The organism is Phenylobacterium sp. (assembly GCF_965284355.1).
Taxonomy (GTDB): domain Bacteria; phylum Pseudomonadota; class Alphaproteobacteria; order Caulobacterales; family Caulobacteraceae; genus Phenylobacterium.
The window spans coordinates 1520915-1535367 of record NZ_OZ260078.1 but is presented as its reverse complement, the minus strand read 5'-3'; the positions used below and the strand labels follow the sequence as shown (position 1 = coordinate 1535367).

General features: G+C 69.1%; 19 protein-coding genes. 9 read left to right on the top strand and 10 right to left on the bottom strand.

All coding sequences use genetic code 11. The features are described from left to right. Nucleotides 1–6 precede the first annotated feature (6 nt). The 4 genes from ACQ66R_RS07430 to ftsE are packed head-to-tail and all read right to left on the bottom strand — an operon-like array spanning nucleotide 7 to nucleotide 2972. Nucleotides 7–711: a lysophospholipid acyltransferase family protein gene (locus ACQ66R_RS07430; protein ID WP_430420625.1), complete on the bottom strand. Its 705-nt coding sequence runs from the start codon at nucleotides 709–711 to the stop codon at nucleotides 7–9. A gap of 10 nt (nucleotides 712–721) precedes the next feature. Further along, nucleotides 722–1354: a YdcF family protein gene (locus ACQ66R_RS07425; RefSeq protein ID WP_430420623.1), complete on the bottom strand. Its 633-nt coding sequence runs from the start codon at nucleotides 1352–1354 to the stop codon at nucleotides 722–724. Continuing rightward, nucleotides 1354–2250 (bottom strand): cell division protein FtsX, encoded by an 897-nt coding sequence (locus tag ACQ66R_RS07420; RefSeq protein ID WP_430420621.1) that lies wholly within the window; start codon nucleotides 2248–2250, stop codon nucleotides 1354–1356. The genes ACQ66R_RS07425 and ACQ66R_RS07420 overlap by 1 nt, the downstream gene beginning before the upstream one ends. Further along, on the bottom strand, nucleotides 2247–2972 hold the full coding sequence (gene ftsE / locus ACQ66R_RS07415) for a cell division ATP-binding protein FtsE (protein ID WP_430420619.1): 726 nt from the start codon (nucleotides 2970–2972) through the stop codon (nucleotides 2247–2249). Before ftsE ends, ACQ66R_RS07420 begins: the two co-directional genes overlap by 4 nt. A 57-nt stretch (nucleotides 2973–3029) precedes the next feature. On the opposite strand from ftsE, the gene ACQ66R_RS07410 reads away from it, so the two are divergent. The 5 genes from ACQ66R_RS07410 to ACQ66R_RS07390 all read left to right on the top strand — a co-directional run bounded on the left by ACQ66R_RS07410 (nucleotide 3030) and on the right by ACQ66R_RS07390 (nucleotide 6442). Beyond that, nucleotides 3030–3854, top strand: coding sequence for a DUF3426 domain-containing protein (locus ACQ66R_RS07410; RefSeq protein WP_430420617.1), 825 nt, complete (start codon nucleotides 3030–3032; stop codon nucleotides 3852–3854). Continuing rightward, the gene (locus tag ACQ66R_RS07405) at nucleotides 3841–4371 is read left to right on the top strand and encodes a phosphoribosyltransferase (protein ID WP_430420616.1); all 531 of its coding nucleotides are present in this window, start codon (nucleotides 3841–3843) and stop codon (nucleotides 4369–4371) included. Before ACQ66R_RS07410 ends, ACQ66R_RS07405 begins: the two co-directional genes overlap by 14 nt. 158 nt (nucleotides 4372–4529) lie before the next feature. After that, a complete protein-coding gene (locus ACQ66R_RS07400; RefSeq protein ID WP_430420614.1) occupies nucleotides 4530–5096 on the top strand; it encodes a helix-turn-helix domain-containing protein in 567 nt (188 codons plus the stop codon). 3 nt (nucleotides 5097–5099) lie between these two features. Then, a complete protein-coding gene (locus ACQ66R_RS07395) occupies nucleotides 5100–5558 on the top strand; it encodes a GNAT family N-acetyltransferase (RefSeq protein WP_430420612.1) in 459 nt (152 codons plus the stop codon). 119 nt (nucleotides 5559–5677) lie between these two features. After that, the gene (locus ACQ66R_RS07390) at nucleotides 5678–6442 is read left to right on the top strand and encodes a hypothetical protein (RefSeq protein WP_430420610.1); all 765 of its coding nucleotides are present in this window, start codon (nucleotides 5678–5680) and stop codon (nucleotides 6440–6442) included. Here ACQ66R_RS07390 and lysA read toward each other — a convergent pair. Genes lysA through argH form a run of 3 tightly spaced genes read right to left on the bottom strand, consistent with a single transcriptional unit; the run spans nucleotide 6400 to nucleotide 9376 of the window. After that, nucleotides 6400–7668, bottom strand: a complete 1269-nt coding sequence (gene lysA / locus ACQ66R_RS07385; RefSeq protein ID WP_430420608.1) for a diaminopimelate decarboxylase — start codon at nucleotides 7666–7668, stop codon at nucleotides 6400–6402. The two genes, ACQ66R_RS07390 and lysA, sit on opposite strands and share 43 nt — an antisense overlap. Continuing rightward, complete coding sequence (locus ACQ66R_RS07380) at nucleotides 7665–7973, bottom strand: hypothetical protein (protein ID WP_430420606.1); 309 nt, start codon at nucleotides 7971–7973, stop codon at nucleotides 7665–7667. The genes lysA and ACQ66R_RS07380 overlap by 4 nt, the downstream gene beginning before the upstream one ends. Further along, nucleotides 7970–9376 (bottom strand): argininosuccinate lyase, encoded by a 1407-nt coding sequence (argH, locus tag ACQ66R_RS07375; RefSeq protein ID WP_430420604.1) that lies wholly within the window; start codon nucleotides 9374–9376, stop codon nucleotides 7970–7972. The genes ACQ66R_RS07380 and argH overlap by 4 nt, the downstream gene beginning before the upstream one ends. Here argH and ACQ66R_RS07370 point away from each other — a divergent pair, their 5' ends adjacent. Further along, nucleotides 9377–10024 (top strand): TlpA family protein disulfide reductase, encoded by a 648-nt coding sequence (locus ACQ66R_RS07370; RefSeq protein WP_430420602.1) that lies wholly within the window; start codon nucleotides 9377–9379, stop codon nucleotides 10022–10024. Nucleotides 10025–10157: 133 nt separating this feature from the next. Here ACQ66R_RS07370 and ACQ66R_RS07365 read toward each other — a convergent pair whose 3' ends face one another. Beyond that, the gene (locus ACQ66R_RS07365) at nucleotides 10158–10577 is read right to left on the bottom strand and encodes a helix-turn-helix domain-containing protein (protein ID WP_430420600.1); all 420 of its coding nucleotides are present in this window, start codon (nucleotides 10575–10577) and stop codon (nucleotides 10158–10160) included. A 214-nt stretch (nucleotides 10578–10791) separates the two neighbouring features. Between ACQ66R_RS07365 and ACQ66R_RS07360 the strand changes: the two genes are divergently transcribed. Together ACQ66R_RS07360 and ACQ66R_RS07355 are read left to right on the top strand one after the other, a co-directional pair. Next, on the top strand, nucleotides 10792–11046 hold the full coding sequence (locus ACQ66R_RS07360) for a hypothetical protein (RefSeq protein ID WP_430420598.1): 255 nt from the start codon (nucleotides 10792–10794) through the stop codon (nucleotides 11044–11046). A 213-nt stretch (nucleotides 11047–11259) separates the two neighbouring features. Then, a protein-coding gene (locus ACQ66R_RS07355) for an IS5 family transposase (RefSeq protein WP_430419018.1) occupies nucleotides 11260–12014 on the top strand; the annotation gives its coding sequence in 2 pieces (ribosomal slippage) (nucleotides 11260–11593 and nucleotides 11593–12014; 756 coding nt in all). Between the two features lie 13 nt (nucleotides 12015–12027). On the opposite strand, the gene ACQ66R_RS07350 is transcribed toward ACQ66R_RS07355, so the two are convergent. Beyond that, nucleotides 12028–13032, bottom strand: coding sequence for an endonuclease/exonuclease/phosphatase family protein (locus ACQ66R_RS07350; protein ID WP_430420596.1), 1005 nt, complete (start codon nucleotides 13030–13032; stop codon nucleotides 12028–12030). 263 nt (nucleotides 13033–13295) lie between these two features. On the opposite strand from ACQ66R_RS07350, the gene ACQ66R_RS07345 reads away from it, so the two are divergent. Then, nucleotides 13296–14054, top strand: a complete 759-nt coding sequence (locus ACQ66R_RS07345) for an enoyl-CoA hydratase/isomerase family protein (protein WP_430420594.1) — start codon at nucleotides 13296–13298, stop codon at nucleotides 14052–14054. Here ACQ66R_RS07345 and ACQ66R_RS07340 read toward each other — a convergent pair. Next, nucleotides 14037–14414 (bottom strand): hypothetical protein, encoded by a 378-nt coding sequence (locus ACQ66R_RS07340; RefSeq protein WP_430420592.1) that lies wholly within the window; start codon nucleotides 14412–14414, stop codon nucleotides 14037–14039. The genes ACQ66R_RS07345 and ACQ66R_RS07340 overlap by 18 nt on opposite strands. Between the last annotated feature and the right edge of the window lie 39 nt (nucleotides 14415–14453).

The following is a 14453-nucleotide window of genomic DNA, read 5'->3' as shown; positions in this document are numbered from 1 at the left end:
GCGCGCCTACAGCGCCAGCAGTTCCGTGCTCTTGGCTTCGATGCGTTCTTCCAGGATCCGCATGAACTCGGCGCGCTTCAGGCCCGGCGGGATAGGCTCCAGGTATTCGAACACGATGGTTCCCGGGATCCGGATGAAGCCGTGGGCGGGCCAGTGGACGCCGGCGTTGGTGGCCACCGGATAGACCGGCACGTTCAGCTCGCGATAGAGCGCCGCGATCCCAGGCTTGTAGTCCGGGGCCTCGCCGGGGGCCTTGCGCGTGCCCTCCGGGAACGTCACCACCTGGCGGCCCTTCCTGAACAGCTCGGTCCCCTCGCGGATCACCTGACGCATGGTCTTGGCGCCGCCGTCCCGGTCGATGACGATCGCGCCGGCCTTGCGGGCGTACCACGCGAACCAGGGAATCCAGGCCAGCTCCTTCTTCATCACGAAGGTCGAGGCCGGCAGCCACATGAACTGGGCGAAGACGTCCAGCATGCACTGGTGCTTGGGCGCGACCAGCGCCGCGCCGGTCGGCATGTACTGGCGCCCGCGCACCTCCACCTTGATGCCGCAGATCACCAGCATGCCGGTGACGCCCGCGCCCCACATGCGGAACATCGCATAGGTCCAGCTGACCGGCCCCAGAAGGATCGGCGTGGCCAGAATCGCGACCACGGCCGTCCACAGGTAGAACAGCGCCACGTAGGTGAGGGATCGGATCGCCGTCACGGGTGTCTCGTCACTTGGGGAGCGCCTTCTGTTGCGCCGCCGGGGCTTCCCGGGGCCCCAGCCCCAGCACCCCCTCGCGGCCCAGGATCGCCAGATACTTGCAATACTCGACCACCATCAACCGCGCCGCCCGCGGATTGCGCCACCACGTCCGGGATTTCAGCGAGGGCGTGGCCACCGCATAGGTCTGGGCGACGATGCCGGTGTCGCGCAGCACGGCGTTCAGCTCCAGCATCGCCCGCGGCATGTGGTAGTCGGACGTGACCACGATCAGCCCGCGATAGCGCATGGCGCGGGCCCAGTCGGCGGTCTCGCGCGCGTTGCCGACGGTATCGGCCGCGGTGAATCCCAGGTCGACGCAGCAGTCGTAGAGCCGGCGCACGGCGCGGCTGACGTGGCGGATGTCCTCGCGGCTGGCCATGCGGTTCACGCCCGAGACCAGGACGCGGCGGCCGTAGCCGTCCTCCAGCAGTCCCACCGCCGCCGACAGCCGCTGGTTCGAGCCCGCGCCGGTCAGCGCCACGATTCCCTCGGCGGGCTTGGGCGCGCGGGCGGGCGTCTGGTCCTGGACCCGTTCTGCGAAGGCGAGCAGGCCCGAGAACCAGATCGCCGCGAGCACCAGGAAGGCCGCGATCGACTTCATCAGAGCTGCCGGATGAGCCGGCGCGCGGTCAGCCGCGCCGCGACGGCGGCGACGATGGCCGCCAGAACCGGGCAGGGCAGCACGGCCAGCAGGTCGATCCAGGCGATGGGCAGCGCCGGCGTGATCCCGTCTCCGCCGCCGATCAGCCGCAGCGCGACGCCCAGGCCCCCGGCCGTCAGCGCGCCGGCCGCGCCCGCGATGGCGGCGATACGGGCGAACCGCAGCTCGAACAGGTTGGCGATCTGGGCGTCCTCGGCCCCGGTCAGGTGCAGCACCTCGACCACGTCGCGCCGCGCCGCCAGCCCGGCCCGCGTGGCGTATGCGACCACGGCGCCCGCCGCGCCGGCGATCAGCAGGAAGATGACCACGCCCGTCCAGCGCACGACGCCGGCCGCATGGCGGATGTCTTTCAGCCATACCGAATGGTCGTCGACGACGGCGTCCAGACCCTGGCCCTTCAGCGCCGCCGAAAGGGTCGCGGCGGTCGCCGGCTTGCGTCGGTCCAGCCCCACGGCCACCAGGCGCGGCACCGGCAGGTCGTCGAGATCGGCCGCCACGTCGCCCAGCCAGGGCCGGATCAGCTCGTAGGCCTTCTCCTTTTCGAGCGCCCGGGCCTCGCTGACCCCGGCCACCCCGGCCAGCACCTCGGCGGCGCGGGCGGCGGCGGCGTCGGGCGTCTCGCCGCCCTGGGCGCGGACGATCACGGTGGCCTCGCTGCGCAGCTGGCCCGACCAGCCGCTGGCGGCCCGGTCGGCGGCGAGGACGCCCAGCGCCGTCAGGCAGGCCAGGAAGCAGAGCACGCCGATCACGAACAGCAGCGCCGGATCGCGCGCGTCCTCGTCCGGCAGGAACGACGCCGGCCGCCAGCGGGCGGGATCGAACGGAGCGTCGCTCATGCCGCCGGCCCCTGCGGCGGGAGCGGGCGCAGGCGGCCCTTGTCCAGGTGCAGGACCGGTCGGGCCGAGCGCGCCACCAGGTCCTGGTCGTGGGTGGCGATGATGACGGTGGTGCCCAGCCGGTTCAGCTCGACGAAGAGGCGGTAGATGCGCAGCGCCATCTCGTGGTCGACATTGCCCGTGGGCTCGTCGGCCAGCAGGATCTCGGGCCGCGCGACGACCGCACGCGCGATCGCCAGCCGCTGCTTCTCGCCACCGGCCAGGGTCGGCGGCAGGGCGTGCATGCGCTGGCCCAGCCCCACCCAGGTCAGCAGCTCGGCCACGTCGTTGCGGTACTCCGACGGCTTGTGGCCCGCGATCCGCAGCGGCAGCGCGGTGTTGTCGAACGCCGAGAGGTGATCCAGCAGCAGCAGGTCCTGGAAGACCACGCCGATCCGCCGCCGGATGCGCGGCAGATCGCCGCCGCCGAGCGTGGTGACGTCCTCGCCGAACAGCCGCACCGCGCCGCTCGACGGTCGCGCCGCCAGGTAGATCAGCTTCAAGAGTGAGCTCTTCCCCGCCCCCGACGGCCCGGTCACGAAGTGGAACGAGCCCCGCGGGAGCGACAGCGACACGTCGCTCAGCACTTCGGGCCCGCGGCCATAACGCATGGAAACGCGTGAAAATCGGAGGATCTCGTCAGCCGACAGGGCGTCGGCGGCGTCATGAGCGTTTCTGGACATGAAGGCCGAAATCGGCGACCTCGGAGTGAGGGGTGCTGGAGCGTCCGATTCGACGTCATGATACTGTCCTGTCCAGAGTGCGCCACCAGCTATTTCGTGGACGATCTGCGCATTCCGCGCATGGGCCGGATGGTGAAGTGCACCAGCTGCGGCCACCGTTGGCGCGCGTTCCAGGACCGCGGCGCGCCTGAGGAAGAGCCCCCCAAGGACGACCTCGTCATTGAGACGCCCGCGCCGGAGCCGGCCGAGACCGAGATCGACTTCGTGCCCGCGCCGGCCAAACCAGCGCCGAAGCCCGAGAAAAAGAAGCAGCCGCTGGCGGTCGTGATCGCCGCCGGGGTGCTGGTGGCGCTGGCCCTGGGCGGGGGTGCGGCGGTGCTGCTGCGCCAGCAGGTCGCCGGCATGATCCCCGGGACGGCGCCCCTGTTCTCGGCCATCGGCCTTCCGGTCAACACCATCGGCCTGGTCATCGAAGGGGTGACGTCCAAGCCGATGCTGCAGGCCGGACGCCCGGTCTGGTCGGTCACGGGCGCGATCCGCAACGTCCGCGACGAGCCGATCGCCTCGCCCCCCATCCGCCTCAGCCTGCTCGACGCGGAAGACGCCGAGTTGGCGACCCTGGTGGCCGACGCCCTGAACGCCCGCGTGCCGCCCGGCGCCGTGCGGTATTTCTCGATCACCATGCCCGACCCGCCGGCCGGCGCGAAGAAGCTGCAGGTCCGCTTCGAACTGCCGGCCAAGGGCGCTGACGCGGCCCACGCCGGGAAGGCGCATGCCGAGCCCGCCGCCGCGCCGCCCGCGCCGGAACCTGCTGAAGCCCAGCCGCTCCCCGCCGACAGCCCTGACGCCCTCCACGCCCCGGACCAGAATGAGCAGCACTGAAGAGCCCACCGTCCTGATCTCGGAGGCTGAGATCGCCGAGCGGATCGAGGCGCTGGCCAAGGCGATTGCCCCGCGGATCGACGACGAGACGGTGGTGGTGTGCCTGCTCACCGGCGGCATCTGGTTCGCCGCCGACATCACCCGCGCCCTGGCCCGTCACGGCCGGGTGGTCCGCTTCGACGCTCTGTGGCTGGCCTCCTACAAGGACGAGCGCCAGTCCAGCGGCCGCTGCGAGGTGCGGGCCGATCTGCAGCGCCCGATTTCGGGCCGCAAGGCGCTGGTGGTGGACGACGTCTTCGACACCGGCCTGTCGCTGTCGGAAGCCGCGCGACTGGTGAAGGATTCCGGGGCCAGCGAGGTGCTGACCGCCGTCTTCGCCCGCAAGCCCTGGCCCACCCAACGCGCCATCGAGCCCGACTTCGTGGCCTGGGAGGCGCCGGGCCGGTTCCTCGTCGGCTACGGCCTCGACGTCGCCGGCAAGATGCGCGGCCTGCCCTACATCGGCGCAATGGACTGACGCGCTGATCTGGCAGAACGCCATTTGTTCTTTATTTGTTCGATATTGTGAGCTAGGATTTGCTCGTGGCCCGGGCGCGCCCCGACAGCTGTCGCGCGAAACCTTTTGCGTGAACCTCGTCCCTTGCAAAGTTCCGCACCGTCCAACATAAGAGACGAATGGATACTTTCGTAGACGATTCTTCGGCCAAGCTGGCCCGTCGAATCCGGCTGGAGCGGGAGGCGCGGGACTGGTCCCTCGCGGATTTGGCCGAGCGGTCCGGGGTCTCCAAGGCCACGATCAGCAAGATCGAGCGTGACGAGGTGAGCCCGACGGCGGTGATCCTGGTCCGCCTGGCCACCGCGTTCGATCTGACCCTGGCGGGCCTGCTGCTGCGGGCCGAGGGCGAGGCCGGGCGGCTGACGCGCGCCGACGATCAGCCGCTGTGGCGCGACCCTGACACCGGCTACGTCCGCCGACAGGTCTACAGCCGCCCCGACCACCCGCTGGAGCTGGTCCAGGTGGAACTGCCGGCGGGGCGCCAGGTGGAATTCCCGGCGTCGTCCTACGCCCGCGTCCGCCAGGCCGTGTGGGTTACTCAGGGCGAGCTCACCATTCACGAAGGCGGCGAGCGGCACATGCTCATGTCCGGCGACTGTCTGGGCTTCGGCCCGCCGGGCCCCGTGGTGATCGCGAACGAGAGCCACCTGCCGTGTTCGTATGTCGTGGCCCTGGCGAGGAACTGACCGATGCTGACCATCCGCGAGGACGACCTCACCCACCCCCAGACCCTGGCGTTGCTGGCGCTGCATCTGGGCGGCATGGCCCAGAATTCCCCGCCCGGGCACTCCTTCGCCCTGGACGTGTCGGGCCTGCGGGCGCCCGGCGTCACCCTTTGGTCCGCCTGGGAGGGCGAGGCGATCGCGGGGATCGGCGCGCTCAAGACGCTGGGCGATGGCGAAGGCGAGCTCAAGTCGATGCGCACCCATCCTGACCACCTGCGCAAGGGCGTGGGCGCGGCCATCCTGGAGCACATCATCGGCCAGGCCCGCGCGCGCGGAATCCGGCGCCTGTGCCTGGAAACCGGCAGCGGCGAGGCGTTCGAGCCGGCGCTGGAACTCTATCGCCGCCGCGGCTTCGAAAGCTGCGGCGCGTTCTCGGACTACGTCGGTAGCGACTTCAACCAGTTCATGCGGCTGGAACTGTAGCCGGAACACCGCGCGCGGACTCGCACCCCTAATCGGGGGAGGCGGGGCGGTCGATGAATCCGCTCAACAGTCTCCCGTACGAGAGCCAGCCGAGGCTTCGTCGTTCATGGAGATGCGTCTTGTCATTCCGGTCGTTCATCACCGCTGCCGTCGTGGCCGGTTCATTCCTGATCGCAGCGCCGGCGTACTCCGCGGTGGTGCTCTATACGTTCACAGGCGTGCTCTCGTCGGGCTACGACGCCACGGGGGAGTTCGGCGTGGCGGGCAGCGACCTGACAGGACTGAACTTCACAGCAGTGTTCCGGCGCGATGACGACGCGCCTAGCGCCAACTTCTCCTCGACAGCCACATCGACGGCGGTCTTCAGGTCGGGCGCCCCGGGTCCGGTCCTGGGGTCGCTCACCGTTGGCGGCGTTACGGTCGACTTTGGTCAGGCGGGCGGCACGCAGTCGCAGGTGGCCCAGCCCGGACTGGAACAGGCTCAGCTTTCCGCCAGAGATTCCGCCATCTACCAGGCGGCGGGCATTGACCACCGCTACGTCGCCAACATTTCCGCCGGGGCGGTGGGCTTCGGAACCAGCTACCTCGGGGGCCGCGACTACCACGACCTCCCCGCGCTCTCGGCGGTCACCATGCCGGGCCTTATGCTCTACGGCAGCTTCAACATCGATGGTTACGATCAGGTCCAGGCGACGGGCCAGTACCAGAACTTCCGTAGGGCCTCTGGCGTCTTCGCCCCGGCCGCCATGACGGTCAGCGTCGCGGGCGTGCCCGAGCCACGGGCCTGGTCTTTGTTGATCCTGGGCTTCCTCGGGGCCGGCGCAGCCATTCGCCGGCGTGGCTACAGCCAGGGCGCCGAACGTTCCTTGTCCAGCATGTCCTGATAGGTCGGCCTGGGCCGGACGACGGCAAACTGGTCGCCCTTCACCAGCACCTCGGGCACGAGGAGACGTGAGTTGTACTCGCTGGACATCGACGCTCCGTAGGCGCCGGCGCTCATGAAGGCCAGCAGGTCGCCGGCCTCCAGCACGGGCAGCACGCGGTCGCGGGTGAAGGTGTCGCCGGTCTCGCAGATCGGGCCCACGACGTCATAGGTGGCGGTCTCGTCGCCGCGCGGCTTCACGGGCCGGATGTCGTGATAGGCGTCGTACATCGCCGGCCGCAGCAGGTCGTTCATGGCCGCGTCCAGCACCAGGAACCGCCGGCCTTCGGGCCGCTCGTGCACGTGCTGGACCCGCGAGAGCAGGATGCCGGCGTTGGCGGCGATCATGCGGCCGGGCTCGAAGGCGAACTGCACGTCCAGGCCCTGGGTCGCGTCGGCGATCATGGCGGCGTAGTCGGCCGGCGAAGGCGGTTCGGGCTGGTTGAAATAGGGCACGCCCAGGCCGCCGCCCAGGTCGAGGCGCTCGACGGCCAGCCCCTCGGCGCGGATGCGCTCGACCAGACCGCGCATCTTGGTGAAGGCGGCCTTCATGGGGGTCAGGTCGGTGATCTGGCTGCCGATGTGGCAGGCCACGCCCACGGGCCGCACGCCCGCCATGTTGGCGGCGTTGGCGTAGAGCCGCTCGGCCTCGGAGAAGCTGACGCCGAACTTGTTCTCGGCCTTGCCGGTCGAGATCTTGGCGTGGCCGCCGGCCTCGACGTCGGGGTTCACCCGGATCGCGACCGTGGCCCGTTTGCCCAGCTGCTGGGCGACGCGGTTGACCGTGTGCAGCTCGGGCTCGGACTCGACGTTGATCTCGGCCACGCCGTTTTCGAGGGCGAACGCGATCTCGTGCTCGGCCTTGCCGACGCCCGAGAAGACGATCCGCTGGCCCGGGATGCCGGCCGCCAGCGCGCGGCGGATCTCGCCTTCCGAGACGGTGTCGGCGCCGGCGCCCAGGATCCCCAGGGTCCGCAGGACCGCGACGTTCGAGTTGGCCTTCACCGCGTAGGCGATCAGAGGCTGGCCCAGCCCTGCGGCCACGAACGCGTCGCGCAGCACGGTGTAGTGCCGCTCCAGGGTGGCCGACGAATAGACGTACACCGGCGTCCCCACCGCCTCGGCGATGCGGGTGAGCGGGACGCCTTCGCAGTGGAGCTCGCCCTCCTGAAGCTCGAAGTGGTTCATCCGCGCGGGTTGGCGTACGGATCGGGCAGGGCGCTGGGCGGCGCGGTGGCGCCGGGGCCGGCGTTGGTGCCGGGGATCGGCAGGGTGCGCGGCGGGGCCGGATCGGTGGAGCGGTCACGCGGGTCGACCGTGTCGACCGGGCGCGACGGGTCGCGCTTGCGCTGGGCGTCGTCGGCGTCCTTGGTCGTGTTGCGCTCGGCGCCGAACAGCGGTCCGGGGCGCTCCAGTTGGCCCACCTTGCCGCAGCCGGCCAGGCCGGCCGCCAGGATCAGGGCTCCCGTGAGAGCGAGCACGCGACGGGTCATGCCAGAACTTCCTTCCAACGCTTGATCTGCGCACGGACCTGGTCCGGCGCGGTCCCACCGTAGCTGCGCCGGCTGGCGACGGAAGCCTCGGGGGTGAGGACATCGTAGATGGATGCGGTGATCCGCGCATCCAACGCCTGCAGATCGGAAAGCGGCACGCCCTCCAGGCCCACGCCCAGTTCCTCGGCCTTCTTCACGGCCGCTCCGGTGACGTGGTGGGCGTCTCGGAACGGCAGGTTCAGCTCGCGCACCAGCCAGTCCGCCAGGTCGGTGGCGGTGGAGTAGCCGGCGCCGGCCGCGGCCGCCATCTTCTCGCGGTTGGGCTCCAGGTCGGCGACCATCCCTGCCGTGGCCAGCAGGCTGAGCTCCAGCGCATCGAACGCCTCGAACGTGGGGACCTTGTCCTCCTGCATGTCCTTCGAATAGGTCAGCGGCAGGCCCTTCATCACCACGGTGAGCTGGGTGAACGACCCCAGCAGGCGGCCCACCTTGGCGCGCACCAGCTCGGCGGCGTCGGGGTTCTTCTTCTGCGGCATGATCGAGCTGCCGGTCGTGAAGGCGTCGCTCAGCTTGATGAAGCCGAACTGCGGCGTCATCCAGATCACGATTTCCTCGGCCAGCCGCGACAGGTGCGTCGCGCAGATCGTCGCCGCGGCCAGGCTCTCCAGCGCGAAGTCACGGTCGGCGACGCTGTCCAGCGAGTTGGCGGTCGGGCGGTCGAAGCCCAGCGCCTTGGCGGTCTGCGCCCGATCGATGGGGAACGGCGATCCGGCGAGGGCGGCGGCGCCCAGGGGGCTCTCGTTCATCCGGGCGCGGGCGTCGGCGAAGCGTGCGGCGTCACGGCCGAACATTTCGACATAGGCCATCAGGTGGTGGCCGAAGGTCACGGGCTGGGCTGGCTGCAGGTGGGTGAATCCCGGCATCACGGCGTCGGCGTGCGCCTCGGCCTTGGCGATCAGCGCCTTTTGCAGCGCCTGGATCTGGCCATGGGTGCGGTCGCAGGCCTCGCGGACCCACATCCGGAAGTCCAGCGCCACCTGGTCGTTGCGCGAGCGGGCGGTGTGCAGGCGGCCCGCCGCGGGCCCGATCAGCTCGCGCAGCCGGGCCTCCACATTCATGTGGATGTCTTCGAATTCGTCGCGGAACGGGAAGGTCCCGTCGGCGATCTCGCCGGCGATGGTTTCGAGGCCGGACTGGATCTCGGCTTCGTCCTCGCTTGAAATGACGCCCACGGTGCGCAACATCGCGGCGTGCGCACGGGACCCCGCAAGGTCCTGGCTCGACAGCCGCTTGTCGAACCCGATGGAGACGTTGATCGCCTGCATCAGTTCGGCGGGTTTGCCGGAGAACCTGCCGCCCCACATGGCTTGGCCAGTTGGCGGCTTCGAGGAAGACGAAGTCATATGAGTGAAGGTCCAGAGGCGGGCGGTCAGACGGGTAAGCCCAAAGGCGGGTTCCTGACCTGGGCCCTCTGGGGCGCAGCCCTCGTGGGCGTCGCGGCGGTTGTCTACATCATCGCGCAGGCGTCTTCCAACCAACCCGCACAGCCGCCGGTGCAGAGCCCCTCCGCGCAGGTGGCCGGCAAGACCTTCGCCCAGAAGTTCACCAAGCCCGCGGCGCCCATCGGCCCGCCCGACCACACCATCTACGACGAGCAGGGCCGGGCGATGAAGCTCGCCGACCTGAAGGGCAAAGTCGTCGTCATGAACATCTGGGCCACCTGGTGTGCGCCCTGCAAACTCGAGATGCCCACGCTGGCCAAGCTGCAGGCGGCCTACAAGGGCCAGCCCGTCGAGGTAGTCGCCGTCAGCATCGACAGCATCGACGACGGCGCGAAGGCCAAGCTGTTCATCGCCCAGAACGACCCGCTGAAGTTCTACCACGACCGTGAGATGAAGATGCCGTTCGTGCTGACCCCCGTGGCGCCCGGCGCGCCGACGACGGTGATTTATGGTAAGGACGGCATGGAAATCGGCCGCGTGGCCGGCGAGGCCGACTGGTCCAGCCCGGAAGTCCGTGCGGTCATCGACGAGGCCCTGGCCGCCAGCTGACCCCGTTGCCCGCAAAGCATATGGAGCCAGGCACCGCGGGCCTGTGGTCCGCGCCTAAGCCATGGGCGATCGTCGACACCTGGACGTCTGTGTGGCGACCCGGGCCGCGGCCGGCGCAGCCCGGGCTGAGGCCTCAGGCCAGGACGGTCTGCTTGGCGTCGATCGTCTGCTGGCTGGTCAGCGTGCGGACCAGGTTCACCAGCGAACTGCGAACGTCCGGCGGCAGCCGCTCATAGGCCGACAGCAACTCGAGCGCGCCCGGCGTGCGCATGCGCGTCAGAAGGTCGAGGTCGTCGGCGGTTTCCTTGTCCGCGCCGTCGAAGACGTCCATCAGGTCGGTGACCCGGCAACGCAGCGCGCGGGAAATCTGCACCAGCCGCGAAAACGAGATCCGGTTCGTGCCGTTCTCGTACTTCTGGATCTGCTGGAAACTGACCCCACACTGCTCGGCAAGCGCTTCTTGCGACATGCCAATCGTCCGACGCCGAATGCGCACCGCGGCCCCGAGCGCGATGTCCATGGGGTCGGGCGCCTTGGTAGACACCTCGGCCATTATCTCTAGTCCTCCTTTTTGCGAGTGTCCCCGTCCGACCTCGCAAGTCCTAGTTGCGACTAAAATCCTTTGTGGTGGAACTGCAAAGCTTTTTCAGCCCTCAGGCGACCACCGTTCAACCCAGGAGAACGCGCGAGAACGGCTTCCGGTTAAGGTCTTGGTCACCGAAGCACCCCGGAACTGCGGCTGTTCAGAGTTGTGATCAACAAAGGCCATGCCCGTCATCCGCCTGCATCCCCCCTTCGACCACGGCGCCGCGTTGCGGGTGCCGCCGGCGCACGATCAGAAGAACTGGGCCGTGCTCTGGCACTGGCTGGGCGAGGATGCTCAGTCGGTCGCGGAAGCCGGCGCCGCGGTGCAGGTTCGCACGCCCGAAGGACCGGTGGTGGCGCACTGCGGCGACTGGATCGTGCTGTCGCACTCCGGCGCGTTCCACGTGGCCCACACCCTGCGGCCACTGGATTCCTGATCCCTCCCTTGATGGCGAGGGACAGGCCGCGCGAGCCGTCAGGGTGAGGCAGTCTCAGCCAGCGTGCTGAGGTCGGTGAGGATCATGGCCTCAATCTAGCGGCTGCGCCGTCAACCAGCGGGAGCGGAGCCTCTAGGAGCTGTGGACTCTTAGGATTCACGCTGGGTCCGAAGCGTGATTCAAGACTGCTTTTTGGAGGCGGTCTTGGGTGTGATGGATCGACTGGTGCTGAGCGATGAGCAGTGGGAGCGGATCGCGCCGCTGATCATCGGGCGGCCGGATCAGAAGGGCTCGACGGGTCGGGACAACCGGATGTTCGTCGAGGGCGTGCTCTGGATCGTCAGGACGGGTTCGCCCTGGCGTGACCTGCACGAGGTGTTCGGGGACTGGAACACGGTCTTTCGGCGCTTCAGCCGCTGGAGCGCCAAAGGGGTCTGGTGGCGCATCTTCGAGGCGCTCTCGGACGATCCGGACTTCGAGTACCTGATCGTCGACTCGACCATCGTGCGCGCCCACCAGCATGCGGCGGGCGCGAAAAAGGGGGGTCTGAAGATCAGGCCCTTGGCCGCTCCCGCGGCGGCCTGAGCACCAAGATCCACATGGCGGTCAGAGGCCTGGGCTGTCCTGTCCGGTTCAGCCTCACCGCCGGCCATCGTGGCGACGCACCCCAGGCCGAACCCTTGATCGAAGGCTTGGCCGCCGACGTAGTGATGGCCGATACCGCCTACGACTCAGATCGCCTGCGCCAGAAGATCGCTGAGAAGGGCGCGATCGCCGTCATACCGAACAACCCATCCCGCGCGATCAAGCACCCCCTCGACGCCCAGCTCTATGCTCAGCGCCACCTGGTCGAGTGCTGCTTCTCAAGGCTCAAGCAGTTCCGCCGCGTCGCCACCCGCTTCGAGAAGACCGCCCGCAACTACCTCGCCATCGTCACCCTCGCCGCCATCGTCTTGTGGCTACGATAAGTGTCCACAGGACCTAGGGCGCCCAGGACACGCGGAAGCCTAGCTTGTGGGGCTTCACCTGCAACGACGGGTCGGGCTGGTAGACGGCGGCCAGCGTCTCGGTTTTCCAAGAGAGCCGATAGCGGACGAGGTAGGCCTCGTGGTCCGACAGCCGCTGGTCGCCCTGGTTGAACAGGAAGCGGCTGGCCACCGGCTGCACGCGCACCACCCCGTCGCGGAAGCCCTGGAGGTCTTGCGTTCGCAGCCACGGCTTGGTCGTCGTGTCAGGCGCACCGGCGCCGCAGCCCGACCCCGACCGGCTGCAGAATTCCTCGACCACGGCAAAGGGGCGGTTGTCGGCCTGGTAGTCGTAACGGGCCTGCGAGTTCCGGATGTTGAAGTCACCGCCCACCAGCAGGGGGTGGTCGGTGTCGCGATGCGTCGTCACGAAGTCCGTCAGTTCGCGGGTCTGCCCATGGTGGGCCGGCAGGGTCTGCGAGCGGGGGGCGCCCGAGGCCTTGCGGGCGTTCATGTGGGTGTTGACCACGTCGATGGGCGTCGGAGACCAGTCGGGCTGCACCCGCACCATCATGGCGCCCTTATTGGCCAGGCAGTCGAAGCCGGCGCAGGCGCCGAAGGCCGCACGGCGCACGTCGAGGATCGGCGCGTCGGAAAGGATGTGTAGTCCGCCGTTGGTCAGCTTGGCCAGCGGCCGGCCCGGCCCGCGGGCCCAATAGGCGTAGCCGCTCTCGCGCACCAGGTCGGCGACCTCCGCGCGGAAACCTTCCTGGATCAGGACGAGATCGGGCTGGCGACCGGCCTGGCGCATGGCGGCCAGTTCGCGGCCGATCTCGCGCAGCGCCTTCGCCCGGTTCAGGGCCAGCGGCCAGGGCAGGCCGCGGACGTTGTAGGTGAGAACGCTGAGTTCGCCCGTTTCAGAGGCCTCAGGCGTCTGCCGGGTCACGCGGATCGAAGACGCCTCGGACGCGACCTCGGCGGCGGGCGCGGAATACGCGTAGGTCTGGGCAATATCATCCAAGTACATCTCTCGCCGCTCCAGGACATGCGGCCGTCCTCTGGGCGGGATACCGGTGATCCCAAGGCGAGTACGGCCAGCGTTGTTCAAGCGCAGCCCGATGTCTTTTCGACTGTTGTCCGGGCAGGGCGGGAGATGACCCGGTTCGTTTACCGGCATGTGACAGCGGCGTTGTCGTTTCACGACACCGGCGCCTTCCGGACTGCGGCCGCTAGGCTGACGCGAGGGCAGTCCGCCCAATCTCCCGCATCAAAGTGGAGGCGGATATGAGCAGCGACATCCTGTTGGCCGAGGACCTGGGCGACGGCATCCAGCGCCTGACGATGAACCGGCCGGATCGTCTGAACGCCATGAACCACCCGGTGGCCGAAGGGATGCTCGCGCATTTCGAGGGGCTGCGACGAAACACCGCCGTCCGCGTCGTGATCCTGCGCGGCGCGGGCCGGGCGTTCTCTTCGGGCGCCGACCTCAAGGCCGGAGGCACGCCCGAGGCGCTGCGGGACGGGCCGAACGGCGACTGGGTGCTGCGCGACCTGATGAAGGCCATGCGCGCCTGTCCCCAGCCGCTGATCGCCACCGTCCGTGGGGCGGCGGCTGGCGGCGGGTTCGCCGTGGCGCTGGCCTGCGACGTCATCCTCTGCAGCGAAAGCGCGGCGTTCCACTCGGCCTTCATCAACATCGGGCTGTCCGGCGCCGAGCTTGGCGTGAGCTGGCGGCTGCAGCGGATGATGGGGCTGTCGAAGGCCCGCGAGATCCTGCTGGCGGGCCGGCCCCTGCTGGCGGCCGCGGCGCTGGAGGCGGGTTTGATCTCGGAGGTCACCAGCGAGGCCGACCTCGACGACAAGGGCCTCGCGCTGGCGCGGGACATGGCCCGCGCCGCGCCCGATGCGCTGCGAATCACCAAGCGCACCCTGGACGCGTCGCTCGAGGCGGCGACCTACGACGCGGCCATGGAAATCGAGGAGCGTGGGCAGATGCTGATGATCCGCGGGCGCACCGCGCCGGTGTCACGCCAGGCGGGCTGATCTGCGCCAGCCCAGCACACAGAGGGCCAGCATCGCGAGGTTCGACACGAAGTCCAGCGCGAGCCAGGCGTTGAACATCGGGACCACGAACACGAACCAGTAGTTGAACCAGAAGAAGGGCAGGAGCGCGACCGCGTAGACCAGGAACGTCGTCTTCGTGAACCGGCTGAACGCGGCGAATAGTCCCGACAGCACCGCCTGGGCGCCGAAGCAGCCGATCAGGAGAGAGGTGGTGGCGCTGTTGTGCTGATAGGCCGCTGTAAGGGTCAGTTGCTCGACCATCTCTGGGAAGAACAGGCACCAGCCGCCCAGCATAATGAAGGGCAATGCGATCAGGCGCTGAATGAGAAGCGGGCTCACTTGAGTCTCCTTGGAAGCGCGTCCGAGCCGAGTGTCCCT